Origin of the sequence: Marinobacter pelagius (assembly GCF_900114925.1) — a bacterium.
Classification (GTDB): domain Bacteria; phylum Pseudomonadota; class Gammaproteobacteria; order Pseudomonadales; family Oleiphilaceae; genus Marinobacter; species Marinobacter pelagius.
The window spans coordinates 888,628-914,788 of sequence record NZ_FOUR01000001.1 but is presented as its reverse complement, the minus strand read 5'-3'; the positions used below and the strand labels follow the sequence as shown (position 1 = coordinate 914,788).

Genomic DNA, 26,161 nt, shown 5'->3' with positions numbered 1-26,161 from the left:
GGGGGCAGTAAGTTGGTGAGGGCTCTTCCAAAACCCGCTCCTGGCGGCACGTCCATGTGACGCTTGGGCTCCGCCATCCATGGCTCCGCACAGTTTTGGAAGAGCCCTCACCAACTCACTGTCATACCTGGGAGTTATAGTCTCTGGTGCATGGCGGTTTGCTCTCAATTATGCGGGACCGGTATCCGCACTACCAGTTGCCCAGTACAATACCGGCCATGCCGACCAACCCTCAAATTCCTGACACATCCAACCTGCCGGATTTTCTGACCGATGAGCAGCGGGCGATTATTACCGCCGGCTACGAGCATTCGGTGATTACCGCCGTGGCGGGTAGTGGCAAGACGTCGACGCTGGCCTGGCGGATCCGGTACCTGCTGGAGCAGGGGCATGATCCGGACCGGATGCTGGTGTTGATGTTCAACCGCAGTGCCCGGGTGGATTTCGGGCGCAAGCTGCAGGAGGTGTGTCATCAGTCGGGGCTGGCGTTGCCGGAGATCCGGACGTATCACGCCATGGGGCTGCGGCTGTACAAACGGTTTGTGCGGGAGGGTTATCTGCCCGGGTTTTCGGAGAAGATTCTGTCCGAGCAGGAGATCAGTTTTCAGGCCTGGCAGCTGACACGGCGGTTGGCGCCGGAGGATCTGGCGGATGAGATCCGGCGCAACAAGAAGGATTTTGTGGAGACGGCCACCGGGTTTATCGATCTGGTGAAGACGACGCTGTCGCCAGCGGAGATTGTGTTTGAGGAGCTGGGGTATTCGGACAAGCACCGGTACCTGATCGATCTGTTCCACAGTTTCGAGCAGTGGCGTAAGTCCCAGAGCCGGATCAGTTACGCCGATATGCTGTATGAGCCGGTGATGGCGATTCACCAGAATCCGCCGCTGCAGCGTCTGGTAGGCAACAAGATGGATCTGATTCTGGTGGATGAGTACCAGGATACCAATGAGATCCAGCACCTGTTGCTGCGCTATGTGGCCGGTGATCGGGCGCGGGTGACGGTGGTAGGGGATCCGGACCAGACGATTTATGAGTTCCGGGGCGCTAAGCCGGAGTTTATTCTCAAGCGCTTCAGTGATGAATTCGAGAGTCCGCTGGAGCAGACGCTGAGCTATACCTTCCGCTATGGCCACCGGGTGGCGCTGGTGGCCAATCATCTGATCTGTCACAACACCGGGCGCAAGGATGTGCTGTGCCACTCCCATCCGTCCACTCCGGATACCGCGATTCACCTGCACCGGGTGGAAAGCGATAGCGATCAGGTCCTGCAGATTCTGAAGAAGCAATCCCACGAGTCCTTGTCAGCAACGGCGATTCTGTTCCGGGTCTGGAGTCAGAGTGTGCCGATCGAGCTGAAGCTGCTGGCCCGGCAGATTCCCTACCGGATTGATGCCGGCAAGGGGGCGCTGTTCAGCCGTGAGGTTCAGGCCATTACCGCGCTGTTGATGGTGGTGACGGGCAAGCTGGGGCAGCTTCCGGATGCGGATCGGCTGGAACTCGCCCGGTTATTGCTGCGGTTTCCCCATGTCGGGCTGAAGGAGCCGGAGCTGGAGAATCTGGCTCAGTTCCTGGCCGGTTTCGGCGAGGCCTGGCATGAGCGGATTCTGGCCATGGATTTCGATGCCCTGGCGCCCATGCCTGCCCGCAAGCTACGTAAGCTGGGCGAGGTGCTGGGCCAGCTGTCCGGGTTCAAGGGGCCGGTGGCGGGGCTGATCAGTGTCTATGCCGAGCACACCGACCTGTACGAGGGCATCCGCAGCCTGGCGCTGACCCATGAGAGTGCCGAGGAGCGGATCGATACCGTGCAGGGGTTCCGGCAATACCTGAAGGGCCTGGATGTGGATGCCGAGGGTGCGTTGACGCATTTGAAAACCCTGAAACAGCAGGCCGGCGAGAACAAGGAAGGAGGCGTGCTGCTGTCGACCATTCACCGAACCAAGGGGCTGGAATGGCCGGTGGTGATCATTCCCGGCCTGCAGGAGAAGTACCTGCCCTATTCCCCCCGGTCCCACGACGATGCCCGGGCGTTTTTGGAGAGTGAGCGCCGGCTGTTGTACGTGGCCATGACCCGGACGCGGGAGACCCTGCACCTGATCAGCCGGCCGGTCAGCAAACGGCCTCACCTGGACGGTGACCAGGGGCCCAGCCGGTTTGTGGAGGAGTGCTGTTTCGAACTCTCGGAGGAGCTGGGACAGCATCTGGATTCTGACGGCCGGACCGCTTCACCCATCAAGTTGGAGGCACCGCTTACCCCGGTCAGCCAGCGCTATGCCCAGCGGGAAGGCGTCTCCCTGGAAGGCACCACCCCGGCCACAGATGATCGGCAGGCGCCGGTCTGGCACAGTCAGCGCGTGAGCCATGCCATTTTCGGAGCCGGTAGCATCGTCGGTGAGGATGAAAGCTCATTCGAAGTGCGTTTCGATAACGGCGACACTCTGAACTTCAGCAAGAAAAGCGCCCACCTGTATTTCACCACATTGGCCTGATCCACCGCCTGGCCCGCGCCGTAAGTCCGTACAATTCCGAACGTAACAAAACATTTCAATTTTTTGTCTTTTTTGGCCTACTGGCCTAGTTTTCAGGTAACACCCTAATTTTCTGCACAAAAGCAGTAGCAAGAACGACAACCGAACAGGAGGTTCAGCATGAACATCATGCGTCCGATAGCTTTAGCCGCCCTGACAGCCTGTCTGGCCACCCCCGCCCTGGCCGAGGAACGCCAGGAAACCATCTATCTCAACCCGTTCGCGGGCTTCCAGTATTTCGATGACAAGCGGGACCTGAGCGAGACCGGCACCTTCGGCCTGGGCGTGGAATATCGCTTTACCCCGCACTGGGCGGTGGAAGCGGTCTATTCCCGCGCCGACGCGGACCGCAAGGATGCTCCCGGATCTTCTGATTTCGACGAACTGCGCCTCGACGGGCTCTACTACTTCGCCGGCCAGGATGAAGCCTGGAACCCGTACCTGGCATTCGGTGCCGGCCATGCCGACTTCGGTGATGGCCCCGCCACTGTTCGGACTGCAGGCACCAATCATGACGAATCCCGAGTGAATGTCGGCGCTGGTGTGCGCTATAACGTCAGTGACAGCATTTCCCTGCGCGGTGACCTGCGCGAGTTCCACGGTATCGACGAGAGCACCTTCGATACCATGGTTTCCCTCGGTATCAGTTTTGCGTTCCACCGCACCGTCGGTGAAGCCGCGCCGGCGGACAGCGACAACGACGGCGTCCCCGATACTCGTGACCAGTGCCCCGGCACCCCGGCAGGTGCAGCAGTGGACAGCACCGGCTGTGAGCCGGATGCCGATATGGATGGTGTTGCCGATGCCCGGGATGCCTGCCCCAACACTCCGGAAGGTGCGGACGTGGACGCCCGCGGCTGTGAGCTGGACAGCGACAACGATGGCGTCGTGAACAGCAAGGACCAGTGCCCGAACACCACTGCTGGCGCGGAGGTGGACGCCACCGGTTGCGAGGGTGTCACCGAGACCATCGAAACCTTCGAGATCGAGGTGAAGTTCCCGACCAACAGCTCTGTTATCGGTGACACCTATGACGATGAAATCCGCCGGGTCGCCGACTTCCTGAACGAGAACCCGGAAACCATCGTCGAGATTGCCGGTCACACCGACAGCATGGGTGAAGCCGACTATAACCAGTTCCTGTCACAGCGTCGTGCCGAAGCCGTTGCCGAGCGCCTGACAGGCCCGCTGGGCGTGGATCCGGAGCGCGTGAACGCGATCGGTTACGGTGAGGAGGCACCCATTGCCTCCAACGATACCGCCGAAGGCCGTGCGGAGAACCGTCGGGTCGAGGCCCGTATCCAGGTTCGCCGCTAACACGGGACCGGAACGAAGGAAAGGCGCCTGCGGGCGCCTTTCTTTTTGGTATCAACAAAATCATCAATGGCGATAACAAGATGAATCGCGGACTGGTAATGACAATCCTGTTGATGGCCTTTTCCGGCAGCGCCCTGGCCGAGGTCTATCGCTGCGAAAGCAACGGCTCGGTGACCTTCTCGGATCAGCCCTGCGGTACTGATGCCCGGGCCATCGAGATCCAGGACAACCGGATTGGCGGCAGTTTCAACCAGAACCTGCCCGAACCGGCCAGCAAGGATTCCGGGCGCGAGGACAGAAAAACCAAAGAGCCGGTAGAGGCCTCCACCTGCCGATTCATCAATTCCACGGATTTACGGCGGTACCTGGTGCGGGAACAGGTAGTCCGGGGCATGACCCGGGAGCACGTCCGGCGGGCTTTTGGCAACCCCCCGGAAGTGCACACCAACCCCCGGGAAGTCTGGATCTACCAGACCCGTTACTACGGCGCGCTTTATGAACTGACCTATGTGTACTTCAGGGATGGCTGCGTGGAGCGGGTGGAGTATCGCAAACCCTGACCGCATCCAGCAGCAGGTTTCGCGGAGTCAGGGCGCGGTCACAGAAGGTTCCCAGGCGCACCCGGTACCCCTGTTCTTCCAGAGCCACTGCATAGTCCAGAACCAGCCAGAGTTCCAGGGGCCGACGGAACAGGTGGCGCATCAGTTCATGGCGGCGAACCTGTCTGAACCGCTGCCGGCCTGCATCCAGCCAATGGTCCCAGTCCACCCGATCCGGCAGTTCCAGCTGCTTTTTCCGTGCCGCCCATCGACAGAAAGCTGCAAACCCCTCATTCACCAACCGGGGCGGATGGGAGGGCACCGGAAGGTATTGGTCTGAGCCGCGCAAATGCCTTTGCAGCGCGTCAAAACCCAGTCGCCACTGGCTGACCAGCGCGGTCTGCGCCCGCACTCTGGCAGGGGCGGTCACGGTCTCCTGGACCGCCAGCCGGAGATCATTCCGGGTCAACCTGAGTACGTGCGGGTGTTGCTTCGCCTGCCCGGAGAGGGGGTTATATTCAGAGTGGGCGGTCAGGTGGTAGCAACAGGGCGAAAAACTCAGGCGCGGTGCACCGGCGACGCTACCCCGGCGGATCAGCTGGCGATGCAGGTCACCACAGGCATGCAGGGCCACGCCGTGACTGCCGGCCGGCCAGCGCACGTCATCCGCCATCACGTCCTGGCAATGCACGGTCACGGCATCGGCAAAGTGGCGGGCCAACCGGTTGCCGTCATCCACCAACGCCGGGTCCCATTCAAATCCCTGCACCGGTTCCGGGCATTGCCGTGCCAGGGTCCGGGACAGGTGGCCCTTGCCGCAGCACCAGTCCAGCACCGGTCGGTTCAACGGGATCACCGAGGCGGCGAAGGCTCCGGCCTGGAGCCGCTTACGACCGGGCATGTCGGTGGCAGCCACCTCCGGCAGGGTTGTCTCCACCGGGGTCGCCGGGGAGGGAGAGAGATCCGGCACCGCTACCCGCTGCTCGTAATCGACCAGGCCGGGAAGCCAGCCACTGATCTGTCCTGCAAACTCGCTCAGATGCTGTTCGTAATAGTCGCAGTCCTCATCAGTGAGGGCTTCAAGCCAGGACGACAGTTCCGGGCACGCCTGCGCCCAGGCCGGAGCCGGCTCCATGAATGGTGCCGGCCGCCAGAATCCTGCGTGGCCGGCGAGCCAGTCATTCAAAGCTTGCCAGCGGCTATAAAAAGATGTGGTCGGCTCGTGTAAACTCGCGGCCGGAGGAAACGTCATGCAACTGGCCTTTGTACTTGTCGAACCCAAGGTTCCTGAAAACGTCGGAGCGGCAGCCCGTGCCCTGTGTACCATGGGGTTCGGCGAACTGTGGCTGGTGAATTCAGACCTGCACACCCGCCCGGAAGCCCACTGGCTGGCCCACGGCAGCGATCATGTTCTCGATAACGCGCGCATTTTCCCTGATCTGGCGGCGGTACGAAACTCCGTAGACCTGCTGATGGGCACCTCAGCCAAGCCCCGCCACAACCGCCAGGACTGGCACACCCCGGACCGATTGCGCACGGTGCTGACTGACAAGGGCGCTTCCGTGGCCACCGCCGCCCTGGTTTTCGGACGCGAGGACCGGGGTTTGGCCAACGAGGAAATGGCCCTGTGCGACCTAGTCACCGGCATTCCGATGAAAGTGGCCTACCCGTCCCTGAACCTGGCCCAGTCGGTGATGCTCTATGCCTGGGAGATGTCGGGGCTGTCCGTTAACAGTGAGGCGGAAGGCGACAAGCTTGCACCGGCTGAGGCCGGCCTGGGGGCCCTGCGGGAACGGCTCGAGCAGCTGTTGCCCGACGTTGACACGCCCCCGGAGGGCAAGCTGTCGCAATGGATGTTCGAACGCCTGCCACTGCTGTCGGAGCGGGACATCGGGTTCGCTCACACCCTGTGCGGCAACATCGAACGAACCCTCAGGAAGAAATAACCCTATTCCTGAAAGCGTCCGGGGCGAAACGCATCCAGGTTTACCGGCGAGGTTTCACCGTCGATGACCCGGGCGATGACATCGGCACTGCCGGCGGACAGGGTCCAGCCGAAGGTACCGTGGCCGGTGTTCAGGTACAGGTTCTCCCTCGGGCCCTGGCCGATGATGGCCGGCCCATCGGGGGTCATGGGCCGGAAACCGGTCCAGGTTTCTGCCGCGTCCAGGTCGGCACAACCGGGATAGCGGGATTCCACCGATTTGCGAATGGTGGCAATACGGGCTTCCGGAATGTCCCGGTTGAAGTCCGCCAGCTCCACAAAACCGGTAGCCCGCAGCCGATCGCCCAGCCGGGTGGAGACCACCTTGTAGTTGTCGTCGTGGATGGTGCTGAAAGGCGCATGTTCTTGATTTTTAAGGGGCACGGTAATGCTGTAGCCCTTGATCGGGTAGATGGGCAGATCCAGCCCGATGGGGCGCACGAGCGTGGGTGACCAGCAACCGGCACTGATCACAAAGGCGTCCGCCTTGAGAATCTCCCGCTCGCCATCGGCGTTGCGCAGAGCCACCGCATCCACCCGGTGTTCACCGGCGATCAGGTTATCCACCTCAACGTTGTAGCGGAATTCCACCCCCTTCTCCTCGCAGGCATTCGCCAGGGCCCGGGAAAACAGGTGGCAGTCGCCGGTGCCGTCGGTATCGTAGCTTAGGGCCCCGTACAGCGGGCCGCCGCCGACCATACCCGGCTCCACTTCCCGTACCTGTTCCGGGCTCAACAGCCTCGAGGGGATACCAAGCTCGGTCAGCAGGTTATGCACGTCGCGATACCCCTCCAACGCCTCCGGTGTGCTGGCCAGATGGAGCAGCCCCTTGTGGTCACCATCGAACTCGAGGTCCAGCTCTTGCTCCAGCTTCAGGAAGCGCTCCCGGCTGTGAATACCCAGACGCAGCATGGCCCGCCGGTTAAGACCGAACAGCCCCGGAGACCAGGCGTACCGGAGGGTGGCAAACATGAACTTCACCGCTTCCACCGATGGCGGCATCCGCAGCTTCAAAGGACCGTCCTGTTTGAACAGCCATGGCAATGCCTTGAACACCATCGAGGGGTCCGCCCACGGGTAAACCACCCCGTAGGAGCGCTGGGCAGCGTTGCCCTTGCTGGTCTCGTTACCGGCAACGTCGTGGCGCTCGATAACCGTTACCTGATGCCCCCGACGGTTCAGTTCCCAGGCTGTGGTCACTCCGACCACACCACCACCGACTACTACAATGTGCATGCACGCCTCCGAGTCCGTTAATTTCAGCTGACCCCGTTCCTGGCCAACAGTTGCCGATATTCCCTGAGTACCGCTTCATCTTCCGCCGGATAGTCCGGGGCCAGTTGCCTGAGCTGTTCTGCCAACATCGCAGCCACAATCGCCCGGGCCTGGGGTTTTCTGTCACCGGGAACGACAAACCAGGGTGCTTCCGGAGTATGGGTTGCCGCCATCGCCTGCTCGGCAAAGGCCTCATACTCCGCCCGTCTGGCCCAGCCATCAATATCGGATTTATCGAATTTCCAACGCTTGCGGGGCTTGTCCAGGCGTTTGAGCAGGCGCCGGCGGTGCTCGTCTTCGGACAGGTTTTGCCAGACTTTCAGGATCGTCGTGCCCTCCTGCACCAGGTGGCGCTCGAAATTACGGATGGACTGGTACCTGTTGTTCCAGTTGTAGCTGTCCGGGGCACGCACCGGCCAGACCCGCTCGGCAATGACCGCTTCGTGATGACTCCGGTTGAAGGCGACCATTTCGCCCAGGCCTGGCAGGTAGGGGGTGACCCGCCAGAGAAAATCATGGCGGACTTCCGCCCCTTGCGGCCGGCTGAACGACCAGGCATGGAATCCGGCCGGGTCGGCGTAGGTGGCCAGGGTACGGATCAGGCTGTCCTTGCCGCTGGTATCGGGGCCGTGAACCACCACCAGCAGTGCGCGCTTGCGATTGGCCCAGAGCCGGCGCTGGTATTCGCCGATCTCCTCCAGACTGGCCTCCAGGGCAGGAACCTCCTCGTCATCGTCCAGCAGCGTCGGGTAGTCCCGGAACCGGGGCCGATCGGGATCAAAACACCAGGAGCTGGCGAACGGCGATACATCCATAAAATCCTTTCCCATAGTCATAGTCCGAAACAGGTTAACAATCGCACAAACTGGTAAACTTGCGGGATCAAGTTCCCAGAATAGCAGCCTGACCAAAGGTTGCGATGGAGTTCAGTCAAAGCAATGAGCAAGAAACGTCGCGAGATTCCGGTTTTCGATCACCCGATCATCGAAACCCACTGTCACCTGGATTACCTCAAGGACCGCCCCCTCGCGGAAACCCTGGAGCAGAGCCAGCGGGTGAACATTGAACGCGTGATCACCATCGCGGTGTCACCGGAGAACCTGGCCAAAGTCCGGGAACTGAGCCAGGTTGCCCCCTGGGTCTACGGCACCCAGGGCATCCACCCCCACGAGGCGGAAACCTACACCGATGAGGTGGAACAAGAGATCCGTGCCCATGCCGGTGACGACAAAATCGTGGCGGTGGGTGAGATCGGCCTGGATTATTTCTACGACAACGCCGACCGCCAGGTACAGCGGGACGTATTTCGCCGCCAGCTGCAGATTGCCTGTGACACCGACCGGCCGGTGGTGATCCACAGTCGTGAAGCGGACGAGGACACCATCACCATCCTCCAGGAGTTCGAGGCCACCCTGAAACGCCGCGGGGTCATTCACAGCTTCACCTCGGGCCCGGGCCTGGCCCGCTATGCCCTGGATCAGGGCTGGTGCCTTGGCTTCAACGGCATCACCACCTTCAACAAGGCGGAGAACGTGCGCGATATCGTACGCATGGCGCCCATCGAACAGATCCTGCTGGAAACCGATGCCCCCTTCCTGACGCCGGTACCCTACCGGGGCCGGGAAAATGCGCCCTTCTATCTGCCCTTCGTGGCCGAGAAGATCGCTGAGGTCAAGGACTTGCCGCTGGATCAGGTGCTGGCGCAGACCTACGCCAACAGCCTCAGGACTTTCTTCCCCGAGCGATGACTGCGACCATCTTCCAGATCCTCGGTGGCCTGGCACTGTTTCTGCTGGCCATGGAGATGATGACCGATGGGTTGAAGAATGCCGCCGGGCGCCATCTCCGCCATTTGCTGGGAAGCTGGACGCGGACGCCCGTCCGCGGCCTGGCGGCGGGTTTTCTGATCACCGGTATCGTGCAGTCCTCCGGCGCGGTCACGGTGGCCACCATCGGCTTCGTGAATGCCGGTCTGCTCGGGCTCTCTCAGTCCCTGGGGGTCATTTTCGGCTCTAATATTGGTACCACCATGACCGCCTGGCTGGTGAGCCTGGTGGGCTTCGGTTTCAATATCGAGGCCTTTGCACTGCCTCTGCTGGCCCTCGGCATGGGGCTCAAGCTGGCCACCAACAACACCCGTAGCGAGGCGCTGGGCCAGGCTCTGGCGGGCTTCGCCCTGTTCTTCCTGGGGCTGTCAATTCTGAAGACATCGTTGGAGTCCCTGACCGCGGGAATCGACAGCCAGACCCTGATCGACACGGGTTACGGATTGCCGATGTTCATCCTGATCGGTTTTCTGGCCACGGTACTGACCCAGTCCTCCAGTGCGGCCCTGGCCATTGTCCTGACTGCGGCCGCCGGTGGACTGATCCCGCTGAACAGCGCCGCTGCCGCGGTGATCGGCGCCAACCTGGGGTCCACTTCCACCGCCGCGCTGTCCGCGCTCAAGGCCACTGCCAATGCCCGGCGCCTGGCCATAGGCCACATCCTGTTCAACGCCGCGACCGGTGTCATTGCCCTGCTCATCCTGCCCGTCATGCTCTGGGTCGTGGCCCTGATGGCGCGATGGCTTGAGCTCGACGCCAACGTCGCGGTGTCCCTGGCCCTGTTCCATACCCTGTTCAATGTCCTCGGGGCACTGCTGATGCTGCCGTTCACGCCCCACTTTGCACGCTTTCTCGGACGGCTGTTCCGGAGCAAGGAAGAGGACAACGCGGAACCGCGGCACCTGGACAACACCCTGGTGGCCACGCCGGAACTGGCAGTCGCCGCGGTGGATGAGGAGATGAAGCGCCTGATCGGGTTGATCCGGGGGCTGCTCAGGGTCTGTCTGGACCGGGAAGACCTGAAGCCGGCGCAGATCCAGCCCAAGGCGGACGCCTGCCGGAGCCTGAACTCGGCTATCGTGGATTATGTCTCGAGAGTCAGGGCGGAAAAGATGCATCCCTCCACCGTGGATGCCCTGACCCTGAGCATCCGCACCTGCCGGTACCTGATGGAGGCTACAGATCTGGCGGAGGAACTGCTCAAACTCAAGGTCGCCAAGGACCAGCCAGGCATGTCCCGACTGTCCGACGCACTGGAGCGGTACATCGACACGCTGAGAACCCTGGTCGCCGCAGACGAGCCCCTGCCAGTCACCGTGGATGAGGCTGAAACGATCTACCATCAGCTCAAATCGGAGCTACTGGCCATGATTGTCCGTCGCGACATCGCCACCACCGATGGCGAACAAATTCTGGATACCCTCAGCTCGGTCCGGCGTCTGATGGACCAGTGGCACAAGGCTCTCGCCTGGCAGCCGGTTTCCAGCTTCCTGAACGGGGATCAGGAAGCGGCGCTGTCAAACCCGCAGTAACGGTTGCGCCCCCGCTTCTTGGCCTGATACATGGCCTGGTCCGCCTGACGCAGTAGCTGGTCGCCATCGAGTTCTTCCGCCTGGGGGTAAAGGGTGAAACCAATGCTTGCCGAGACCTGTACCAGGTGGCCGGCCACCGGCACCGGCTCCGAAATGGCGTGCAGCAGCCGCGCGAGCAGATTCTCCAGCACAGCCGGTTCTGTAACGTTGACGATCAGTGCCGCGAATTCGTCGCCCCCGAGGCGGGCCAGAGTGTCCTCCTCCCTCAACTGTGCCCGCATACGGTTGGCGACCTCCACCAACAGTTCGTCACCCGCCTTGTGGCCATAGGCGTCGTTGACGGGCTTGAACTGGTCCAGATCAATGTAGAGCACCGCCAGCAGATCGTCCTGGCGCCGGGCCTGGGCCATGACCTGCTGCATCCTGTCGGTAAACAGAACCCGGTTCGGCAGATGCGTCAGCGGATCATAATGCGCCAAGGTCCGAAGCTCTTTCTCCTGGGCCTTGAGCCGGGTAATGTCCGAGAAAATGCCCATGAAGTGGCTGATGGCACCCTGCGCATCACGGACCTCACTTACCGTCAACGCCATGTTGAAACGCTCACCGTCCTGGCGTTTGCTGGCAAACTCGCCAGACCAGAAACCGTGGGACCGGGCACTGGCCAATACACCGATGCCCTCTTCCAGAGGCAGGGGTGGCAGCCGACCAATGGCGTTGGCGCGCGCTCGACCGGTAATTGCCACGTAGGCATCGTTGACGTCGATGATGGCGCCATGGAGATCGGTAATGAAAATGGCTTCCCTGGCATGGTCAAACACACTAGCCGCCATGCGTTGGCGTTGCTCCGCCTCTTTTCGGCCGGTGATGTCGTACCAGGAACACAGGACATGGGGGTGCGGCTCTTCTGTGTCATGCACTGGCGCCAGGGTCATGTCGACCCAGACTTCCGAACCGTCAGAACGCCTGAAGACCCACTCGACCTGGACAACCTCACCGCGGTCCACCCGCTGCAACAGTCTTTGGATTTTTTGCCGCGAAACGTCGCCATCAGGCTGGGTTTGGGGCGAGAAAGCGGCGATATCCTTGCCCAGTAATGACCGGGGCATGGCATACCTCAGCAACTCCAGGGCGGCGCGATTGCTATCCACGAACTCACCGCCACGGAGCATCAGCATGGGTTGGGGCCAACTGAGGATCAAACGCCGGAGCCGGAGCTGCTCAGCCGCCAGTTCGCGCTTCTTGCGTCGTAACCACAACATGGAACCGGTCAGTAGCAGAACCAGGATCACGGTAGCAACCAGCCAGCCCCAATACTGCCCCACCAGCTCGCCCCAGGTCAGTTGCGGCAGCTCATCGTAGGGTTCGACACGGAGTTCCCGGGCCAGGTATTCAACAGACTGGTAATCCGCGGGCGGGGCAAAGCCGGCGATACCGGCACTCAGCGCCGCCGGATAGTTCTCCTCGATGGCGAACAGGGCCGACGCCACACGGCGTACGATATCGCTGTCCACATGGGGCAAGGCTGCGACCGGCCATTCGGGGTACAGGCGCGTGGACACGGCGTAAGGGAAGCCCACCAGGTTCTGGCGATTGAGAATCCGGATCCGGTCTGCCAGACGGGGATCATCTGCAATCAGTTCCTCCAGGATACCGGTGCGCACAAATCCCACGTCGGCGTCTCCGGTGAGCACGGACCTGACCACCCGATCATGGCTGCGAACGAGCTTTATCCGGTTATTGTTCAGAACATCGACACCGGCGCCTTTCAGTTCAAGGGCCTGGGTCTGGAAACCACCGAGGAAATGAAGCCCGGGCGAGGCAATGGTCCTGCCTCGCACATCCGAAAGACCATTGATGTCGTTTCGCGTCGCCGCCGTGAAAATCACGCCACCAAGACTGGCTGTGGCTACCCCGTCGTGCTTGCGCACCAGGGTCGCCAACTCCCCGGTAAGGCTGCGCTCACTCCGGATCACCAGGAACTGACTCGGGTTGGTCAGGAAAAAATCAAGCTGGTTGGAGGCCAGCGCCGCGCGCATCTGCTCCTGGTCCAGCACCTGCAGTTTCACTGGGATACCGATCCGGCCTGTCAGATAATCCACCAGGGGCTGGTATCGCTCCTTCATGATGAAATCGGGACGATAGGCATAGATGCCGAAACGCACTTCCTGGAAGCCTTGGGCAAGTGTCGTCCCGGATACGGACAGGATCAGAGCCGCGAACGCCAGGTACCCGAGAATCCACCGCTTCACGAGACGCTCCTGGGCAGGAACTGGCTGTCACTGAAGCGCTCCACCTCCAGTGTTCGCGGAACCAGGCCCTCCCGGGCGAGCATCAGGGAAAGACTGCGGGCAACCTGCTCGACACGACCATCTTTGGCCAGGTACCGCCGGTTCGAGGCCAGATCCGGAAACATGACCGAGGCCAGCGCCAACCTCACGTCCGCCGGGGAGATCCCCTGACGGGTTGCAACCCGATAGACCGAATCATGCTGGTTGCGAACCAGGTGGCGAAGGCCGGAAAAATGCGCCGCCAGCAGCGCTCGAACAGCATCTGGTACCCGGGCTGCGAACTTTCGGGTCACCACCAGCACATCGAAAATGGTTTCAGGCAATTGCCTGCTGTCGAACAGGCGCGCACCACCAAGGCCGAGGAGAATCGAGGCGGTCGGCTCATAGCAGGCAATGGCATCCACTTCTCCCTGTTGCCATAGGCCGACGTGCTGGTCGACTGGCACATTGATGACGGTCACTTCGTCCCGTTCGATGCCGGCCTGGTCCAGGATGTTCAGCAACAGGGTGCCGGATACTCCGGCCAGTTCTACCGCGATCCGTTTTCCCCGCAACTGGTCAAGTTTCCTGATTTCCGGTTTTGCCACCAGTACATCCGCCCCGACGGATACATCGGTTACCCCGACCACCAACAATTGCGGACTTTCAAGATGCACTCGTATGGCCTCATCGAGGGTCAGCGCGGCACCATCGAGCTTCCCTGATTTGAGCAGTTCCATGGACTCCAGGGCCGAGGATCCCTTCACCAGCTCCACCGAAGCCGGTAGCCAGCCGAACTCTTCTGCAAGGTAAAGTGATTCGTAGCCAATCCAGGGATGGATTCCGAACCGGATCGGGCTGGACGCGCCACAACCACGGAGCCCCAGGGCGGCAAGGCCGGCTGCCAGAGAAGCTCCCAGAAAATGGCGGCGGTGCATCAGAAACTCCGGACCAAGGCGTTACGTTTTCTTCATATTCTTGTAGGTTATTATCTTACTGCGTGCCATTACAACGGTAAAACCCCGATTGACCGCCGGTAATAGGCCCTAGCCCAGGGAAAGGAACACCCCCATCAGGACAGGCGAGAGGAACGAGAGCAGGAATCCCGATGCAATGGCCACCGGCACACATGCCAGACCACCGCTACTGCGAATCACCGGGAGGGTAAAATCCATTGCCGTTGCACCGCCATAACCGATCGCCATTGCGGGCCTTGAGGCAATCAACAGGGGGATGATCGCTAAGGCGATGATCTCCCGGAGCACGTCGTTGAGGAAAGCAACCCCACCCCAGGCAGGGCCTAGGGCATCGCCGACGACAATGCCCGACAGGGAATACCAGCCAAACCCCGATGCCAGGGCCAGCACGTCATGCCAGGGCAGCCCGAGGACGGGAATCAGCAACACACCCGCCACCAGCGAGCTGACCATCACCGAAAGGGCCATGCCCAACCCCTGCCGGTTCATCAGCAGCTTGTGCAGGGAAAGCCCGGCGTTGCGCAGTTGCAGACCGATCAGGAACAGCAGGAGCATCAGTGCCCAGGTGGCCACCTGGTCGGTCATGGGCAGGGTCGGCAACAGGAAATAGCCGGCAACCAGCCCGGCGATCACCGCCACCAGAGGTTTCAGCCCGGCCAGGAACAGACGCCGGTAACCGGGCCGCCCGTCACTGTCATCCCGCTCCACTTTCATCGGCTGCCAGCGGTGAAACAGCCACAGGCCGGCCATGTTGGCCAGGAACAATACGGCCACCAGGGCGGTGACCTGTACCGCCATGTTGCCCAACTGGGCCGCCAATCCCTCCATCTGGCCGAGCCCCAGGCCCAGTAACGCCAGGATGAAATACACCAGCGTCTCGACGGTGTAATGGATGACCGTCATCAGCCGGCGATTGGCCAGGGGAATGGCAAAACCGAGAAATAGCGGTGCCAGTATCAGCAGGGCTCCGGTGAGCATGGTGTCCTCAGGCTGGAATAACGGGGAAGCATCCTGAAAAGGACGTCGGAATTTCTGAAAGAGTCAGGTCAGTGCAGTACGTGGCCCGACCGGTCCTGAACCAGTACCCATGGCGCCACGACCACGGCCCAGAGCTCGGCATTGCGATCGTACCAGGTCCGGGCTACGTCAGGGGAGACATCTCCCACCTGGCCTTTCTGCATCCACTGCTCGAACTGCGCCTTGTTGTCGGCGGTGAGCTCGGCGGCAACCTCCAGCAAATCCAGTTCCGGTGCCACGCGCACGACCTGGCCCCGGGCATAGTAAGTCTGGAGCTCGTGCCAGTTGATGCGGGAGGTTTCGAGGTTGAGTTTGGCCTTGATGTCGTCTCGGGAGGATTCAGCCATGGGACCTTGTCTTCGTTCAACGGGTTGCTGGAAAAGGCGCAGCTTACCTGAAATCAGTTCGCAAGACACGGGGGTGAACGAGGGGCTGGAGGTGGCCTTCGTGAAGATGGGGTCAGATCGGCTGATCTGACCCCGGGGGAATTCGCTCGGGCTCAGCGGTTAACCAGGGGTCAGATGAAGGCGTTCATCAGACCCCGACTTGGCTCGACTGCGGAGGTAAACCCGGGGTCAGATGAACGCTTTCATCTGACCCCACTTTCACACCTCAGGCGTTCTTCAGCATCTCCCGCACCACATAGTGCAGGATACCCCCATGCTGGAAGTACACCGCCTCGTTCGCGGTATCAATCCGCGACTTGAGTTCGCAGCTCTCGGTGGAGCCGTCCTTGTACTTCACGGTCATCTTCAGGGTCTGGCCCGGCTTGATGTCGCCGGACAGGCCTTCGATGCTGATGGTTTCTTCACCGGTCAGTTTCAGGCTCTTGCGATCCACGCCCTCCGGGAACTGCAGGGGCATCACGCCCATGCCGATCAGGTTGGAGCGGTGGATCCGCTCGTAGCTTTCCGCCACCACGGCCTTGACGCCAAGCAGGCGGGTACCTTTCGCCGCCCAGTCCCGGCTCGAGCCGGTGCCGTATTCCTTGCCGGCAATGACCACCAGCGGCGTGCCGTTTTCCTGGTACTTCATGGCAGCATCGTAGATGGCCATCTGCTCGCCGGTGGGCACGAACTTGGTGCAGCCGCCTTCCACGCCATCGAGCATTTCGTTCCTGATACGCACGTTGGCGAAGGTGCCGCGCATCATCACCTCATGGTTGCCCCGGCGGGAGCCGTAGGAGTTGAAGTCTTTCGGCTCCACACCATGCTCCTGCAGGTATTTTCCGGCAGGGGTATCGGGCTTGAAGGAACCGGCCGGTGAGATGTGGTCGGTGGTCACCGAATCACTCAGCAGGGCCAGGATATTGGCATCCCTGATGTCGTCGATCGGGTCCGGCTGCTCGCCCATACCCTCGAAGAACGGAGGATGCTGAATATAGGTGGACTTGTCAGACCACTCATAGACCTTGCTCTCGGGTACCTTGATGGACTTCCAGATCTCATCACCCTCGAACACCTCGCCATATTCCTTGCGGAACATGTCGGTCTTCACCTGCTCCACCGCCTCGGCGATTTCCTTCTGGCTCGGCCAGAGGTCTTTCAGGTAGACCGGGTTGCCATCCTTGTCGGCACCCAGCGGATCCCTGGTCAGGTCCACCCGGACGTTACCGGCCAGGGCGTAAGCCACCACCAACGGGGGTGAGGCCAGCCAGTTGGTTTTCACCAGCGGATGCACCCGGCCCTCGAAGTTACGGTTACCGGAGAGTACCGACGCGACCGTCAGGTCACCATCGGTAATGGCCTTTTCCACCGCTTCCGGCAGCGGACCGGAGTTGCCGATACAGGTGGTGCAACCGTAGCCCACCAGGTTGAAGCCCAGCTTGTCCAGATCATCCTGCAGACCGGCCACCGCCAGGTAGTCGGTAACCACCTTGGAACCCGGCGCCAGGGAGGTCTTCACCCAGGGCTTGGTGCTCAGGCCCTTCTCCACGGCCTTTTTCGCGATCAGGCCAGCGGCCATCATCACGCTGGGGTTGGAGGTGTTGGTACAGGAGGTAATCGCGGCAATGACCACCGCACCCGGATCCAGCCGGCACTTCTCGCCGTTCATGTGCAGCGGCTGACTGGCCGGATGCTCGAAGTAGGCATCCTGTGCGCCAACGGCAGTGCCGCCACCCTCGGATTCCAGATTGGCTTTCCGGTTTTCCGCAGGGCCTTCGGCGGTCTCCATCAACAGCTCGAATGAGGCCTTCATATTCTTCAGGGCCACCCGGTCCTGGGGACGCTTGGGGCCCGCCAGGCTAGCCTCGACATCCCCCATGTCCAGCTCGAGGGCATCAGTGTAGACCGGCTCATGGCCCGGCCCCCGCCACAGACCCTGGGCCTTGGCGTAGGCTTCCACCAGCTCCAGCTGGGCCTCATCGCGACCGGTCAGGCGCATATAGGTGAGAGTCTGCTCGTCCACCGGAAAGAAACCACAGGTGGCACCGTACTCCGGAGCCATGTTGGCGATGGTGGCCCGATCCGCAACCGGCATGTCTTTCAGACCGTCGCCGTAGAATTCGACGAACTTGCCCACCACGCCCTTCTTGCGCAGCATTTCAGTGACCGTCAGCACCAGGTCGGTGGCGGTGATACCTTCCCGCAGCTTGCCGGTGATCTTGAAGCCGATCACCTCGGGAATCAGCATGGACACCGGCTGACCAAGCATGGCCGCCTCGGCTTCGATACCGCCAACACCCCAGCCCAGGATACCCAGGCCGTTGATCATGGTGGTGTGGGAATCCGTACCCACGAGGGTGTCCGGATAGGCAATGGTCTTGCCGTCCACATCCTTCTGCCAGACTGTCTTGCCCAGGTACTCCAGGTTGACCTGGTGACAGATCCCGGTGCCCGGCGGCACCACCCGGAAATTGTCGAAGGCCTGCTGGCCCCAGCGCAGGAACTCGTACCGTTCCTTGTTGCGCTCCATCTCGATGGCAACGTTATCCTTGAAGGCAGCGGGGGTGCCATATTCGTCCACCATCACCGAGTGGTCGATCACCAGGTCAACCGGCGACAGGGGATTGATCAATGCCGGATCCTTGCCAGCCTTTTTGACCGCTTCGCGCATGGCCGCCAGATCCACCACACCGGGCACCCCGGTGAAGTCCTGCATCAGGACCCGGGCCGGGCGGTACTGGATCTCGGTGTCGGATGTCCGGGCCTTGAGCCACTGCATCATGGCGTCGATGTGCGACCGGTCGACCGTGAGGCCATCCTCGTTACGCAGCAGGTTCTCCATCAGGACCTTGAGGGAGAACGGCAGGCGGTTGAGATCGCCCAGGGTTTTGGCCGCCTCGGGCAGGCTGTAGTAGTGGAAGGTCTTGCCGCCCGCATCCAGGGCGGAAAGGGTATTCAGGCTGTCTTTTCCAAGACTTTCGTTCGACATGTGGTGCCTCCCTTCAAAAGGTTCAGCGATGTGAAGTTACCTTTAACTATTGCAGCTAATGACAGGACTTCAACCAATGGCCGGTGAATGTTCGGGATCATTTCCGTGAATATCAGACCAAGGTCGACACCGAAAGTTGCAGGCACAGAACCGGCTGACCGGCGGCCCGGATCTCAGGTCTGTCGCTGACCATAGAGCTGGGCGTAGATGCCCTCCCGTGCAATCAGTTCCTCGTGCCGCCCCTCCTCGATGATCCGGCCATCCTCAAACACGCAGGCGCGGTCCGCCTGCTTCACGGCACTGAGCCGGTGCGCGATGATCAGGGTAGTCCGCTGTTTGAGGAAGCCTTCCAGGTCCCGGTGAAGCTGGTACTCGGTCTCGGCATCCAGTGCCGAGGTGGCCTCATCGAGAATCACCAGGGACGGATCCGACAGCACCATACGGGCAATGGCCAGGCGTTGGCGCTGCCCGCCAGACAGTCGAACGCCCTGGCGACCGATCACGGTATCCAACCGGTCGGGCATGGCCGCCACCATGGTATCGAGCTGGGCAATACGCAGTGCCTCCCACAGCTCGGCATCCGGCTTGTCCCGGCCGAGGGTGAGATTCTGCCGGATGGTGTCGTTGAACAGGGCCGGATGCTGTAACACGGTGGCCACGTGTTCCCGCAACCTCGGCAGCCCGATCCGCTGCACCAGTACATCGTTGATCAGCACCTCGCCCTGCTGGGGCGTGTACATGCCCAGGATAATCTGCACCAGGGTGGATTTGCCGCCACCGCTGGCACCGACCACCGCCACTTTCTCACCGGGCTCCAGACGCAGGTTGATGCCCCGCAAAACCTGCTCGTCGCCATAACCGAAATGAATGTCCCGCAGGGTCAGGCTTACCGTGTGGTGACCACGGAACGGGTCTTCCAGCGCCGGATAGCGCGGCTCTTCCTTCAGCTCCAGCAAACGGTTGATGCGCCCCAGGGCAGCGTTGGCGGCGAAGCAGGCGTATTGCATATTCAGCATTTCCTGAACCGGCGTGAGCATGAACCACAGGTAGCCGAAGATGGCGAACATCATGCCGATGCTCAGATCGCTGAACAGAACGGTGACCATGGCGGCAGCCCGGAACACGTCGACACCAAACTGGAACAGAGCAAAACTGGCCCGGGTGGCGGCGTCACTGCGCCACTGGAAGCGGATGGCATGATCCCGGACCACCCGCGCCCGGTCGATCAGCAGTCGCAGGTAGTGTTTCTCCCGGTTCGCTGCACGGAGCTGGTGAATGGCGTCCAGGGTTTCGGTCAGGTCGCCCTGGAATTCCTCGTAGGCGCTGTTCTCCCGACGCTTGAGCTCCTTGACCTGCTTGCCGATCAGGATGGTGGCGAAGATCACCAGCGGATTGAACAGCAGGATCAACAAAGCCAGTTGCCAATGCACCCAAAGTAATACCGCTGCAGTACCGATCACGGTCAGACTGGCCACCAGAAACCGGCTGATGGTGGTCCCCAGGAACTGGTCCATGGTATCCAGGTCGGTGATGAAATGGCTGCTGATGGCCCCGGAACCGCGGGTTTCATACTCCGACATGGCCACGCGCTGGAGCCGGCCCAGCAGGCGGGAGCGCATGCGGAACACCACATCCTTGGAAACCTTGGAAAACTCCCGGGATTGCAGGACATTGAAGAACAGGGCGGCCGACCGGAGCAGCAACGCTGCCAGCACCATCAACCCAATGTAGACCACAGGCTCCTGCCACGCGGCAGGCAGGACGGCATCCATGACCGGAAGTACCGGTCCTGCCTCGTCCAGCAGGACCTCGTCCACCAGTACCGGCAGCAACAGGGGTACCGGCACGGCCATGACCGTTGCCAGGATCGCCAGGAGGTTGGCGCGCACCAGGCGCGGCTTGTGCTTGAGTGCCAGCAGGAAGATATCGCGCCAGCGGTAGGGCTGATGCCCGCCGGCGGGCTCAGCCGACTGTTGCAGGTTATTTTGTTGCAAGAATCCTCCGGACCCCGTAATTCTTCGGTTCAATACGGACGCTATGGGCTGTCAGTCTACCTGTTAACCAGGTAGCTGCGCGGCCCTTTCAGTTCTGTCATCATGACCCGCCTGACTCTGACGGACCAGGAACCCGACCCGCTGTGAAACACGACTGCCACTACCACCCCGGTGAACCCGCCAAATGGCACTGCGGCGAATGCCAGATCCACTACTGCAGCCGCTGCATGCCCGATGCCGATACCCGCCAGCGCAAGGCGCTCTGCCCGCACTGCAGCAAGGCCATGCGCTACCTCGGGGCCGCCACCGAAGCGGTCCCGTTCTGGAACCGGATCGGTGCCTTCTTCCGCTATCCGTTCCACAGCGATCCGCTGATCGTAATTGCCATCTGCACCCTGGTGCCGGTGATCGCTCCGGCGAACCTGATCGGCATCCTGATCTGGATTGTGCTCGCCCTGGCCCTGTTCAAGTATACGTATGCGGTGATCAATCACACCGCCGAAGGTCACCTGAAACCACCGCCTGTGGCTGTCGCCTTCACCGGAAGCGGCTTTGATATCGTGGTTCTGCAACTGCTGGTCTTTGTCGTAATGGGCGGCCTGGTGGGCGCCGCTGCCATGCTGGGTGGTCCGATCCTCGGCATGCTGGCCATCGCCTTCGTGGTGCTGGCCCTGCCCGCCAGCATCATGGTCCTGGCCATGGAACGTTCGGTGGGAGCGGCGGTGAACCCCATGAACCTGGCGTTGCTGATTTCCCGCATCGGGACACCCTATTTTCTACTCTACGGCTATCTGATCCTGCTCACCCTGGCTTCCGGCGCCGCCCAGGATTTCGCCCTGAACCACTTCCCTCTGTGGTTCTCCCAGCCCCTGGCCGGCTTCCTGAACAGTACCTTCACCCTGATCCTGTTCCACATGCTCGGCTACCTGCTGTTCCAGTACCAGGAGGAACTGGGTTTTGCCGCCGACGTCCAGGACGGCGAAACCCTCGCCCAGGCCCAGAGCAGGGACAGGACCGCCCGGTTCGATGCCGATATCGACATGAACCTCAAGGACGGCCATTACGACCGGGTGCAGTCCATGCTGAAAGAAGCTCTGAAACGGGACCCGGACAATGCCCTGAGAGTTGCCCAGCTATACAAGCTGCTGATGGCACGCCGGGATGTCCCGGAGCTGCACCGTTACCATGCCCGAATCCTCAACTGGCTGGCGAACAGCAACGACGGTGAGGGTGTTGCCGGATTCGTCACCCTGCTGCAGGAGGCCGAACCCACCTTCCGACTCGAGGATCCGGAACTGAGTGTGCGCTGCGCCAGCGCCATGTATCACCGGGGCCGGTTCAAACCCGCTCTGAGGCTGCTCCAGGATTTCCACAAACGCTTCCCGGACAGTGACCAGCTGGCCCCGGCGTACCTGCTGGTGGCGCAGATCCTGGCCAATGGGCTCAACCAGTGGGAGAAGGCGACCGCTTTCCTGACGTTTATCCAGAAGAAGTGCCCGAATCATCCGCTGCATGGGCAGATCGGGACGTATCTGGAACAGGCGGAGAAGCGGGAACCGTTGAAGGGGCCGAAGGCGAGCTTTGCTGTTGCGGAGTGAGGCGTGAAGATGAAGTTGGGGTCAGATGAAAGCTTTCATCTGACCCCGGGGTTAGCGAGAAGCTGAGGAGGTTGGGCCCAAGGTGGGGTCAGATGAAGGCTTTCATCTGACCCCGGTTTGGAGGCGAACTGCCGGGGTTGGTCTGAGGTAGGGGTCTGAAGAAAACTTTCTTCTGACCCCATTTTCACCACCGGCCAGCCCGCTCAGGTCAGCAACTGCCGATAATGCCTCGCCTTGGGCTCCATCTGCCGCTTCTCGAACTCACTCACCAGCAGGCGACAGGCCTCTGAGGTCAGCAGTTCATCCCCGGTGGCCCGCAGCCGCTCGAAGGCCTTCTCCGCGGCCTTGAAGTTCTGCTGCTTCAGGCTGGTGAACAACACCCGGTTGTGGTCCTCGGCGGCCAACGGCTGGTGGTGCTCGCCCTTGCCGAGATATTCTTCCCACACTTCAACCATCTGCTCCGGCTGCCGCCGGCTGAGGGCATCTTCCATCAGCTCACGGGTGCGGTCTCGGTACTCGGGCAGGTCCGGCCTCAGCTTGGCCAGCTGGTACAGGTGCTTCAGCAGGATGGGCCGGTCCGGGTAGTGCTGGCGAAGAGCCTCAAACTGCCGGCGGGCCAGGTCGAACTCCATCCGGCCGAGGCTCGCCATGGCCTGGGCATAGCTGGTGGTAAAGCGGGCGTCCTGTTCACTTTCCTCCGGCTCGAAGAACTCCTCACGCACATGCAGCCAGCTGCGGCCAAACAGCCAGACCAGGCCAGCCCCGGCTACCAGACCGCCGGCGTGGGCCATGTAGGCGACACCGGTGGCGCCGGCAAACCAGTAATCGTAGATCTCCTTGCCCAGCCAGACCGGCAACATGGCCAGCGCCGGTGCCCGGAAATAGTTGAAGTACACCCCGAGGAAAAAGAAAAACCGGATCTTCTGCAAACCGTAGATGGCGACGTACATGCCCATCAGCCCCGAAATCGACCCCGAAGCCCCCACCAGCGGAAGCGGGCTGCCTGAGGAAAAGGCCGTGAACACCAGCCCGGAAATGGCACCGCACAGCAGGTAGGCCATCAGGAACCGCCCGGGGCCCAGCGCCTTCTCCACCGTGAAGCCGAGCAGGAACAGGAACAACAGGTTGCCGATGATGTGACCCCATCCACCATGGAGGAACTGGTAGGTAATCAGGGTGTAGGGTTTCAGATCGGCCGGCACCAGGCCCAGCTGCTGGGCACTGAGCTGGCTGATGAATTCCTGTTCAATCGCAGTCCGGTGTTCGAGCCAATATGCCCGCTCCGCCGGTGCCCAGTGGATATCGCGGTTCTCCAGCAGGTAGTGGTAGAACTCGCGGTCCATCATCAGGCTGATGGCAACCCAGAACTCTGCGTTCTCCTCCCGAAGCTGCTGGAACTCCTGCAAGTCGTAGACCCGCTCTTCCTCGCCGCGGAACTGGATCTGCCGTTGCAGATAATCCTCGTAGACGGGCGCTTCCAGTTCCTGGAGGTCCTGGGAGAGATACTGCTCAACCGCCTGCTCGATCTTGCGGCTGTCTCCGCCCTGGTAGAACAGGAAAACCAGCAGGCAGGCTAACATCAGCCCCAGGGTGACCAGGGGCGGGCGTTTCCAGTTAACGGCATTCTCGGCGGGGATAATCAGCATCGGCGGTCACAATTCATCATATTCTGTCCCTGAAAACCTGCTTTTTTACCACAGCCCTGCCCGTATTTCCCGGTGTAATAGGTCCTGAGGCGACGGTTACAGCGGCTTAACCCGAGAAATGTGGACAGCCCCACAGATAGCGGGGCCGGTGCGAGACACTGTCACACCGGAGTCATATAAATGACATTAAATCGGTGGCAGCCTGACGACGCACCCGCGTCCTATCGACCTTTCGCCAATTGCCGTTATTCCTGCCACCACCAATAGTGGACGGGAATAACAAGAAAAACCGGATACTGGAAGCAAGGATACTGCACATGACCGTACTCGTTTTGGACAACCCGGAACTGCTGGCCAAAGCGGCGCTGGCATCAGGTTTTACGGCGGCGATGACCACCCCTGCGGGACAAAGACCTCATCGACTGAAATTTCATTTCGGTTTCAACAAACATGCCCTCGATTGCGATGATCTGATGATCATACGCCAGCACGCTGCCTATCTCCGGCAATATCCGGGGTTGAAAGTGCGGATCCACGGCCATGCCGACAACTTTGGCACCGAGGATTACAACCAATTCCTGTCCCGGTTGCGGGCCAGCACCATCGCCCGAATCCTGATCCGGGAAGGCGTGGGCGAGAACCAGATCCAGCTGGCGCACTGGGGATCAACCCGGCCGCTGGCCACACTTGAGGATCATGCCGCCAACCGGCGGGTGGAACTGGAATACCTGACCCAGGAAATGGCCCAGGCCCTGTAGTTCAGAAAGGCCAGGTCACAACAAAAACGGGGGCCATGGGCCCCCGCTTGTTGTGTGGCGGTTCAACCGCCGTAGACCTGCCAAACATTCCAGAACAACAGCAGTGATGCCACCAGGATCGCCAACCAGGTCAGGAGGATGCCGATCATCCGGGCCGGATGCGGCCCGCCACGACCATTGATCATGCCCCAGGCATGCAGGATACGCCCCACCACCAGGGCCATGCCGGTCCAGTACACGAAACCACTGGGCACACCGTTAAGTTCCGCAAGCCCCAGCATCAGCAACCCCAGGGGCGCATATTCCACCAGGTTGGCATGGGCGCGAACCGCCGCCTCGAAATCCCGGTCATCGGTGACGCCCAGACCCTTGCGGTACTTGAGCCGGAACCTTACCACCTGGGCCGAAAGGACCAGCAGGAGCAAACCGATTACAGCGGCGTAGACACCGGTTACCGGGACAATCATGCTTAACCCTTCTTGATCTTGTTAACGATGGCCAATAGCAGAACAGCCCCGACGGTGGCCGTTACCAGCCGTCCAACCGCGCCCTGGGCTGACAACTGCAAAAGCCCGAACAGAAAACCACCAATGAACGAGCCGACGATACCGATACCAATGTTGGCCAGTACACCAAAGCCGCGCCCCTTCATGATCAGCCCGGCCAGCCAGCCGGCCACACCACCAATAATCAGAAAATAAATCAGGTTCATCTCTCGCCTCTCCCTGAGGATGCTTCAAGAAACGGTCAGTCCACGCAAAGACTGCCCTGTTTCCTGCAGTGCTTCAAGCACTTCCGACACTGGAAGCGGGCGTGATGGAGGCAATGGCCTCGGCCATCCGGGACCGGCAGCGCTCGATCAGCTCGGGCACATCCTCGGGTCTGAGATCAGCGGTTTCGATCGGGGGAAGGATTCGGATAGCCACAGGCTCACGGCGCCCCAGCAGGCGACAGGTTTTGTCGGCGTATTCACTGGCACAGACCATGGTGATCGGGGCGCCGGAAGCAAGAGCGGCATGGAAGGCACCCTTCTTGAAGCTACCCAGCCCCTTGCCATGGCTGCGGGTACCCTCGGGGAACACCCACAGGCTTTTCCGGTCGTGGGCGATGGTTTCGCCGACCAGCTGCATGGCCGCGACGGCTTTCTTTGAGCGGGACCGGTTCAGGATGACGTTGCCCCCCAGCCAGAATACCTGACCGAAAAACGGCAACCAGACCAGGGAGGATTTTCCAACCGTAACCGTCCGTGGAGGCAGCAGATCCCCCATCACAAACAGATCATCGTTATGCTGGTGATTGGCGATCACCACGGTGGGCCGGTCCTGCGGCATGTTCTCCCGGCCTTCGACAGGACGCTCCATACCCAGGATCCAGCGTCCGAAACGGGCAACTACCCATCCCAGCATACGGTTGTTATCCGGATTGAACGGGCGGGCAAGGTACAGAACCAGTGCCAACAGGCTGATTACCGGCACGCTCAGCCACGCCAACAGCTTTCTCAAAACACCCATCAGGTACAGCTACTCTG

At 61.2% G+C, this 26,161-nt stretch carries 21 protein-coding genes; 8 read left to right on the top strand and 13 right to left on the bottom strand.

The window, feature by feature from the left end; genetic code table 11:
* Positions 1–170 precede the first annotated feature (170 nt).
* The 3 genes from BM254_RS04120 (at position 171) to BM254_RS04110 (ending at position 4,405) form a co-directional block, all read left to right on the top strand.
* On the top strand, positions 171–2,489 hold the full coding sequence (locus BM254_RS04120; RefSeq protein WP_091999017.1) for an ATP-dependent helicase: 2,319 nt from the start codon (positions 171–173) through the stop codon (positions 2,487–2,489).
* 159 nt (positions 2,490–2,648) lie between these two features.
* On the top strand, positions 2,649–3,845 hold the full coding sequence (locus tag BM254_RS04115; protein WP_091999014.1) for an OmpA family protein: 1,197 nt from the start codon (positions 2,649–2,651) through the stop codon (positions 3,843–3,845).
* Between the two features lie 98 nt (positions 3,846–3,943).
* Positions 3,944–4,405, top strand: coding sequence for a DUF4124 domain-containing protein (locus tag BM254_RS04110; protein WP_245777350.1), 462 nt, complete (start codon positions 3,944–3,946; stop codon positions 4,403–4,405).
* Here BM254_RS04110 and BM254_RS04105 read toward each other — a convergent pair.
* Positions 4,362–5,636, bottom strand: a complete 1,275-nt coding sequence (locus tag BM254_RS04105; protein WP_091999008.1) for a methyltransferase — start codon at positions 5,634–5,636, stop codon at positions 4,362–4,364. The genes BM254_RS04110 and BM254_RS04105 overlap by 44 nt on opposite strands.
* Between BM254_RS04105 and BM254_RS04100 the strand changes: the two genes are divergently transcribed.
* Positions 5,635–6,330: a tRNA/rRNA methyltransferase gene (locus tag BM254_RS04100; RefSeq protein WP_091999005.1), complete on the top strand. Its 696-nt coding sequence runs from the start codon at positions 5,635–5,637 to the stop codon at positions 6,328–6,330. The two genes, BM254_RS04105 and BM254_RS04100, sit on opposite strands and share 2 nt — an antisense overlap.
* Before the next feature lie 2 nt (positions 6,331–6,332).
* Here BM254_RS04100 and BM254_RS04095 read toward each other — a convergent pair whose 3' ends face one another.
* Both BM254_RS04095 and BM254_RS04090 read right to left on the bottom strand, forming a co-directional pair.
* Complete coding sequence (locus tag BM254_RS04095; RefSeq protein WP_091999003.1) at positions 6,333–7,604, bottom strand: D-amino acid dehydrogenase; 1,272 nt, start codon at positions 7,602–7,604, stop codon at positions 6,333–6,335.
* 23 nt (positions 7,605–7,627) lie between these two features.
* On the bottom strand, positions 7,628–8,473 hold the full coding sequence (locus tag BM254_RS04090) for a polyphosphate kinase 2 family protein (protein ID WP_245777349.1): 846 nt from the start codon (positions 8,471–8,473) through the stop codon (positions 7,628–7,630).
* Between the two features lie 108 nt (positions 8,474–8,581).
* Between BM254_RS04090 and BM254_RS04085 the strand changes: the two genes are divergently transcribed.
* A complete protein-coding gene (locus BM254_RS04085; protein WP_091998997.1) occupies positions 8,582–9,391 on the top strand; it encodes a TatD family hydrolase in 810 nt (269 codons plus the stop codon).
* Positions 9,388–11,001, top strand: a complete 1,614-nt coding sequence (locus BM254_RS04080; protein WP_091998994.1) for a Na/Pi cotransporter family protein — start codon at positions 9,388–9,390, stop codon at positions 10,999–11,001. Before BM254_RS04085 ends, BM254_RS04080 begins: the two co-directional genes overlap by 4 nt.
* Here the strand turns inward: BM254_RS04080 and BM254_RS04075 are convergent.
* From BM254_RS04075 to BM254_RS04050, 6 genes are all read right to left on the bottom strand, one after another.
* Entirely contained in the window at positions 10,971–13,250 is a 2,280-nt protein-coding gene (locus BM254_RS04075) for a diguanylate cyclase domain-containing protein (protein ID WP_245777348.1), read from the bottom strand. The genes BM254_RS04080 and BM254_RS04075 overlap by 31 nt on opposite strands.
* On the bottom strand, positions 13,247–14,206 hold the full coding sequence (locus BM254_RS04070) for an ABC transporter substrate-binding protein (protein WP_091998991.1): 960 nt from the start codon (positions 14,204–14,206) through the stop codon (positions 13,247–13,249). The genes BM254_RS04075 and BM254_RS04070 overlap by 4 nt, the downstream gene beginning before the upstream one ends.
* Before the next feature lie 108 nt (positions 14,207–14,314).
* Positions 14,315–15,223 carry a LysO family transporter gene (locus BM254_RS04065; RefSeq protein ID WP_091998985.1) on the bottom strand — a complete coding sequence of 303 codons (909 nt, stop codon included), beginning with the start codon at positions 15,221–15,223 and terminating at the stop codon, positions 14,315–14,317.
* A 68-nt stretch (positions 15,224–15,291) separates the two neighbouring features.
* On the bottom strand, positions 15,292–15,609 hold the full coding sequence (locus BM254_RS04060) for a DUF2288 domain-containing protein (protein ID WP_091998982.1): 318 nt from the start codon (positions 15,607–15,609) through the stop codon (positions 15,292–15,294).
* A 265-nt stretch (positions 15,610–15,874) separates the two neighbouring features.
* Entirely contained in the window at positions 15,875–18,637 is a 2,763-nt protein-coding gene (gene acnA, locus BM254_RS04055; protein ID WP_091998980.1) for an aconitate hydratase AcnA, read from the bottom strand.
* A gap of 173 nt (positions 18,638–18,810) precedes the next feature.
* Positions 18,811–20,631, bottom strand: coding sequence for an ABC transporter ATP-binding protein (locus BM254_RS04050; RefSeq protein WP_091998977.1), 1,821 nt, complete (start codon positions 20,629–20,631; stop codon positions 18,811–18,813).
* Between the two features lie 143 nt (positions 20,632–20,774).
* Here BM254_RS04050 and BM254_RS04045 point away from each other — a divergent pair, with 143 nt between their 5' ends.
* Positions 20,775–22,229, top strand: a complete 1,455-nt coding sequence (locus BM254_RS04045) for a hypothetical protein (RefSeq protein ID WP_091998975.1) — start codon at positions 20,775–20,777, stop codon at positions 22,227–22,229.
* Between the two features lie 203 nt (positions 22,230–22,432).
* Here BM254_RS04045 and BM254_RS04040 read toward each other — a convergent pair whose 3' ends face one another.
* Entirely contained in the window at positions 22,433–23,875 is a 1,443-nt protein-coding gene (locus BM254_RS04040) for a rhomboid family intramembrane serine protease (protein WP_091998972.1), read from the bottom strand.
* 317 nt (positions 23,876–24,192) lie between these two features.
* Here BM254_RS04040 and BM254_RS04035 point away from each other — a divergent pair, with 317 nt between their 5' ends.
* Entirely contained in the window at positions 24,193–24,633 is a 441-nt protein-coding gene (locus BM254_RS04035; RefSeq protein WP_091998969.1) for an OmpA family protein, read from the top strand.
* Positions 24,634–24,695: 62 nt separating this feature from the next.
* Here BM254_RS04035 and BM254_RS04030 read toward each other — a convergent pair whose 3' ends face one another.
* From BM254_RS04030 to BM254_RS04020, 3 genes are all read right to left on the bottom strand, one after another.
* Entirely contained in the window at positions 24,696–25,100 is a 405-nt protein-coding gene (locus BM254_RS04030) for an MAPEG family protein (protein WP_091998967.1), read from the bottom strand.
* Between the two features lie 2 nt (positions 25,101–25,102).
* Positions 25,103–25,345: a GlsB/YeaQ/YmgE family stress response membrane protein gene (locus BM254_RS04025; RefSeq protein WP_091998964.1), complete on the bottom strand. Its 243-nt coding sequence runs from the start codon at positions 25,343–25,345 to the stop codon at positions 25,103–25,105.
* A 73-nt stretch (positions 25,346–25,418) separates the two neighbouring features.
* Positions 25,419–26,144 carry a lysophospholipid acyltransferase family protein gene (locus BM254_RS04020; protein ID WP_091998962.1) on the bottom strand — a complete coding sequence of 242 codons (726 nt, stop codon included), beginning with the start codon at positions 26,142–26,144 and terminating at the stop codon, positions 25,419–25,421.
* Positions 26,145–26,161 lie beyond the last annotated feature (17 nt).

Excerpts from the sequence above, each read along its gene's own strand:
- acnA (WP_091998980.1), bottom strand. The coding sequence starts at position 18,637 with ATGTCGAACGAAAGTCTTGGAAAAGACAGCCTGAATACCCTTTCCGCC.
- BM254_RS04085 (WP_091998997.1), top strand. The coding sequence starts at position 8,582 with ATGAGCAAGAAACGTCGCGAGATTCCGGTTTTCGATCACCCGATCATC.
- BM254_RS04105 (WP_091999008.1), bottom strand. The coding sequence starts at position 5,636 with ATGACGTTTCCTCCGGCCGCGAGTTTACACGAGCCGACCACATCTTTT.
- BM254_RS04090 (WP_245777349.1), bottom strand. The coding sequence starts at position 8,473 with ATGGGAAAGGATTTTATGGATGTATCGCCGTTCGCCAGCTCCTGGTGT.
- BM254_RS04040 (WP_091998972.1), bottom strand. The coding sequence starts at position 23,875 with ATGCTGATTATCCCCGCCGAGAATGCCGTTAACTGGAAACGCCCGCCC.
- BM254_RS04020 (WP_091998962.1), bottom strand. The coding sequence starts at position 26,144 with ATGGGTGTTTTGAGAAAGCTGTTGGCGTGGCTGAGCGTGCCGGTAATC.
- BM254_RS04065 (WP_091998985.1), bottom strand. The coding sequence starts at position 15,223 with ATGCTCACCGGAGCCCTGCTGATACTGGCACCGCTATTTCTCGGTTTT.
- BM254_RS04110 (WP_245777350.1), top strand. The coding sequence starts at position 3,944 with ATGACAATCCTGTTGATGGCCTTTTCCGGCAGCGCCCTGGCCGAGGTC.
- BM254_RS04095 (WP_091999003.1), bottom strand. The coding sequence starts at position 7,604 with ATGCACATTGTAGTAGTCGGTGGTGGTGTGGTCGGAGTGACCACAGCC.
- BM254_RS04115 (WP_091999014.1), top strand. The coding sequence starts at position 2,649 with ATGAACATCATGCGTCCGATAGCTTTAGCCGCCCTGACAGCCTGTCTG.
- BM254_RS04025 (WP_091998964.1), bottom strand. The coding sequence starts at position 25,345 with ATGAACCTGATTTATTTTCTGATTATTGGTGGTGTGGCCGGCTGGCTG.
- BM254_RS04035 (WP_091998969.1), top strand. The coding sequence starts at position 24,193 with ATGACCGTACTCGTTTTGGACAACCCGGAACTGCTGGCCAAAGCGGCG.
- BM254_RS04030 (WP_091998967.1), bottom strand. The coding sequence starts at position 25,100 with ATGATTGTCCCGGTAACCGGTGTCTACGCCGCTGTAATCGGTTTGCTC.
- BM254_RS04100 (WP_091999005.1), top strand. The coding sequence starts at position 5,635 with ATGCAACTGGCCTTTGTACTTGTCGAACCCAAGGTTCCTGAAAACGTC.
- BM254_RS04060 (WP_091998982.1), bottom strand. The coding sequence starts at position 15,609 with ATGGCTGAATCCTCCCGAGACGACATCAAGGCCAAACTCAACCTCGAA.
- BM254_RS04080 (WP_091998994.1), top strand. The coding sequence starts at position 9,388 with ATGACTGCGACCATCTTCCAGATCCTCGGTGGCCTGGCACTGTTTCTG.
- BM254_RS04070 (WP_091998991.1), bottom strand. The coding sequence starts at position 14,206 with ATGCACCGCCGCCATTTTCTGGGAGCTTCTCTGGCAGCCGGCCTTGCC.
- BM254_RS04120 (WP_091999017.1), top strand. The coding sequence starts at position 171 with ATGCGGGACCGGTATCCGCACTACCAGTTGCCCAGTACAATACCGGCC.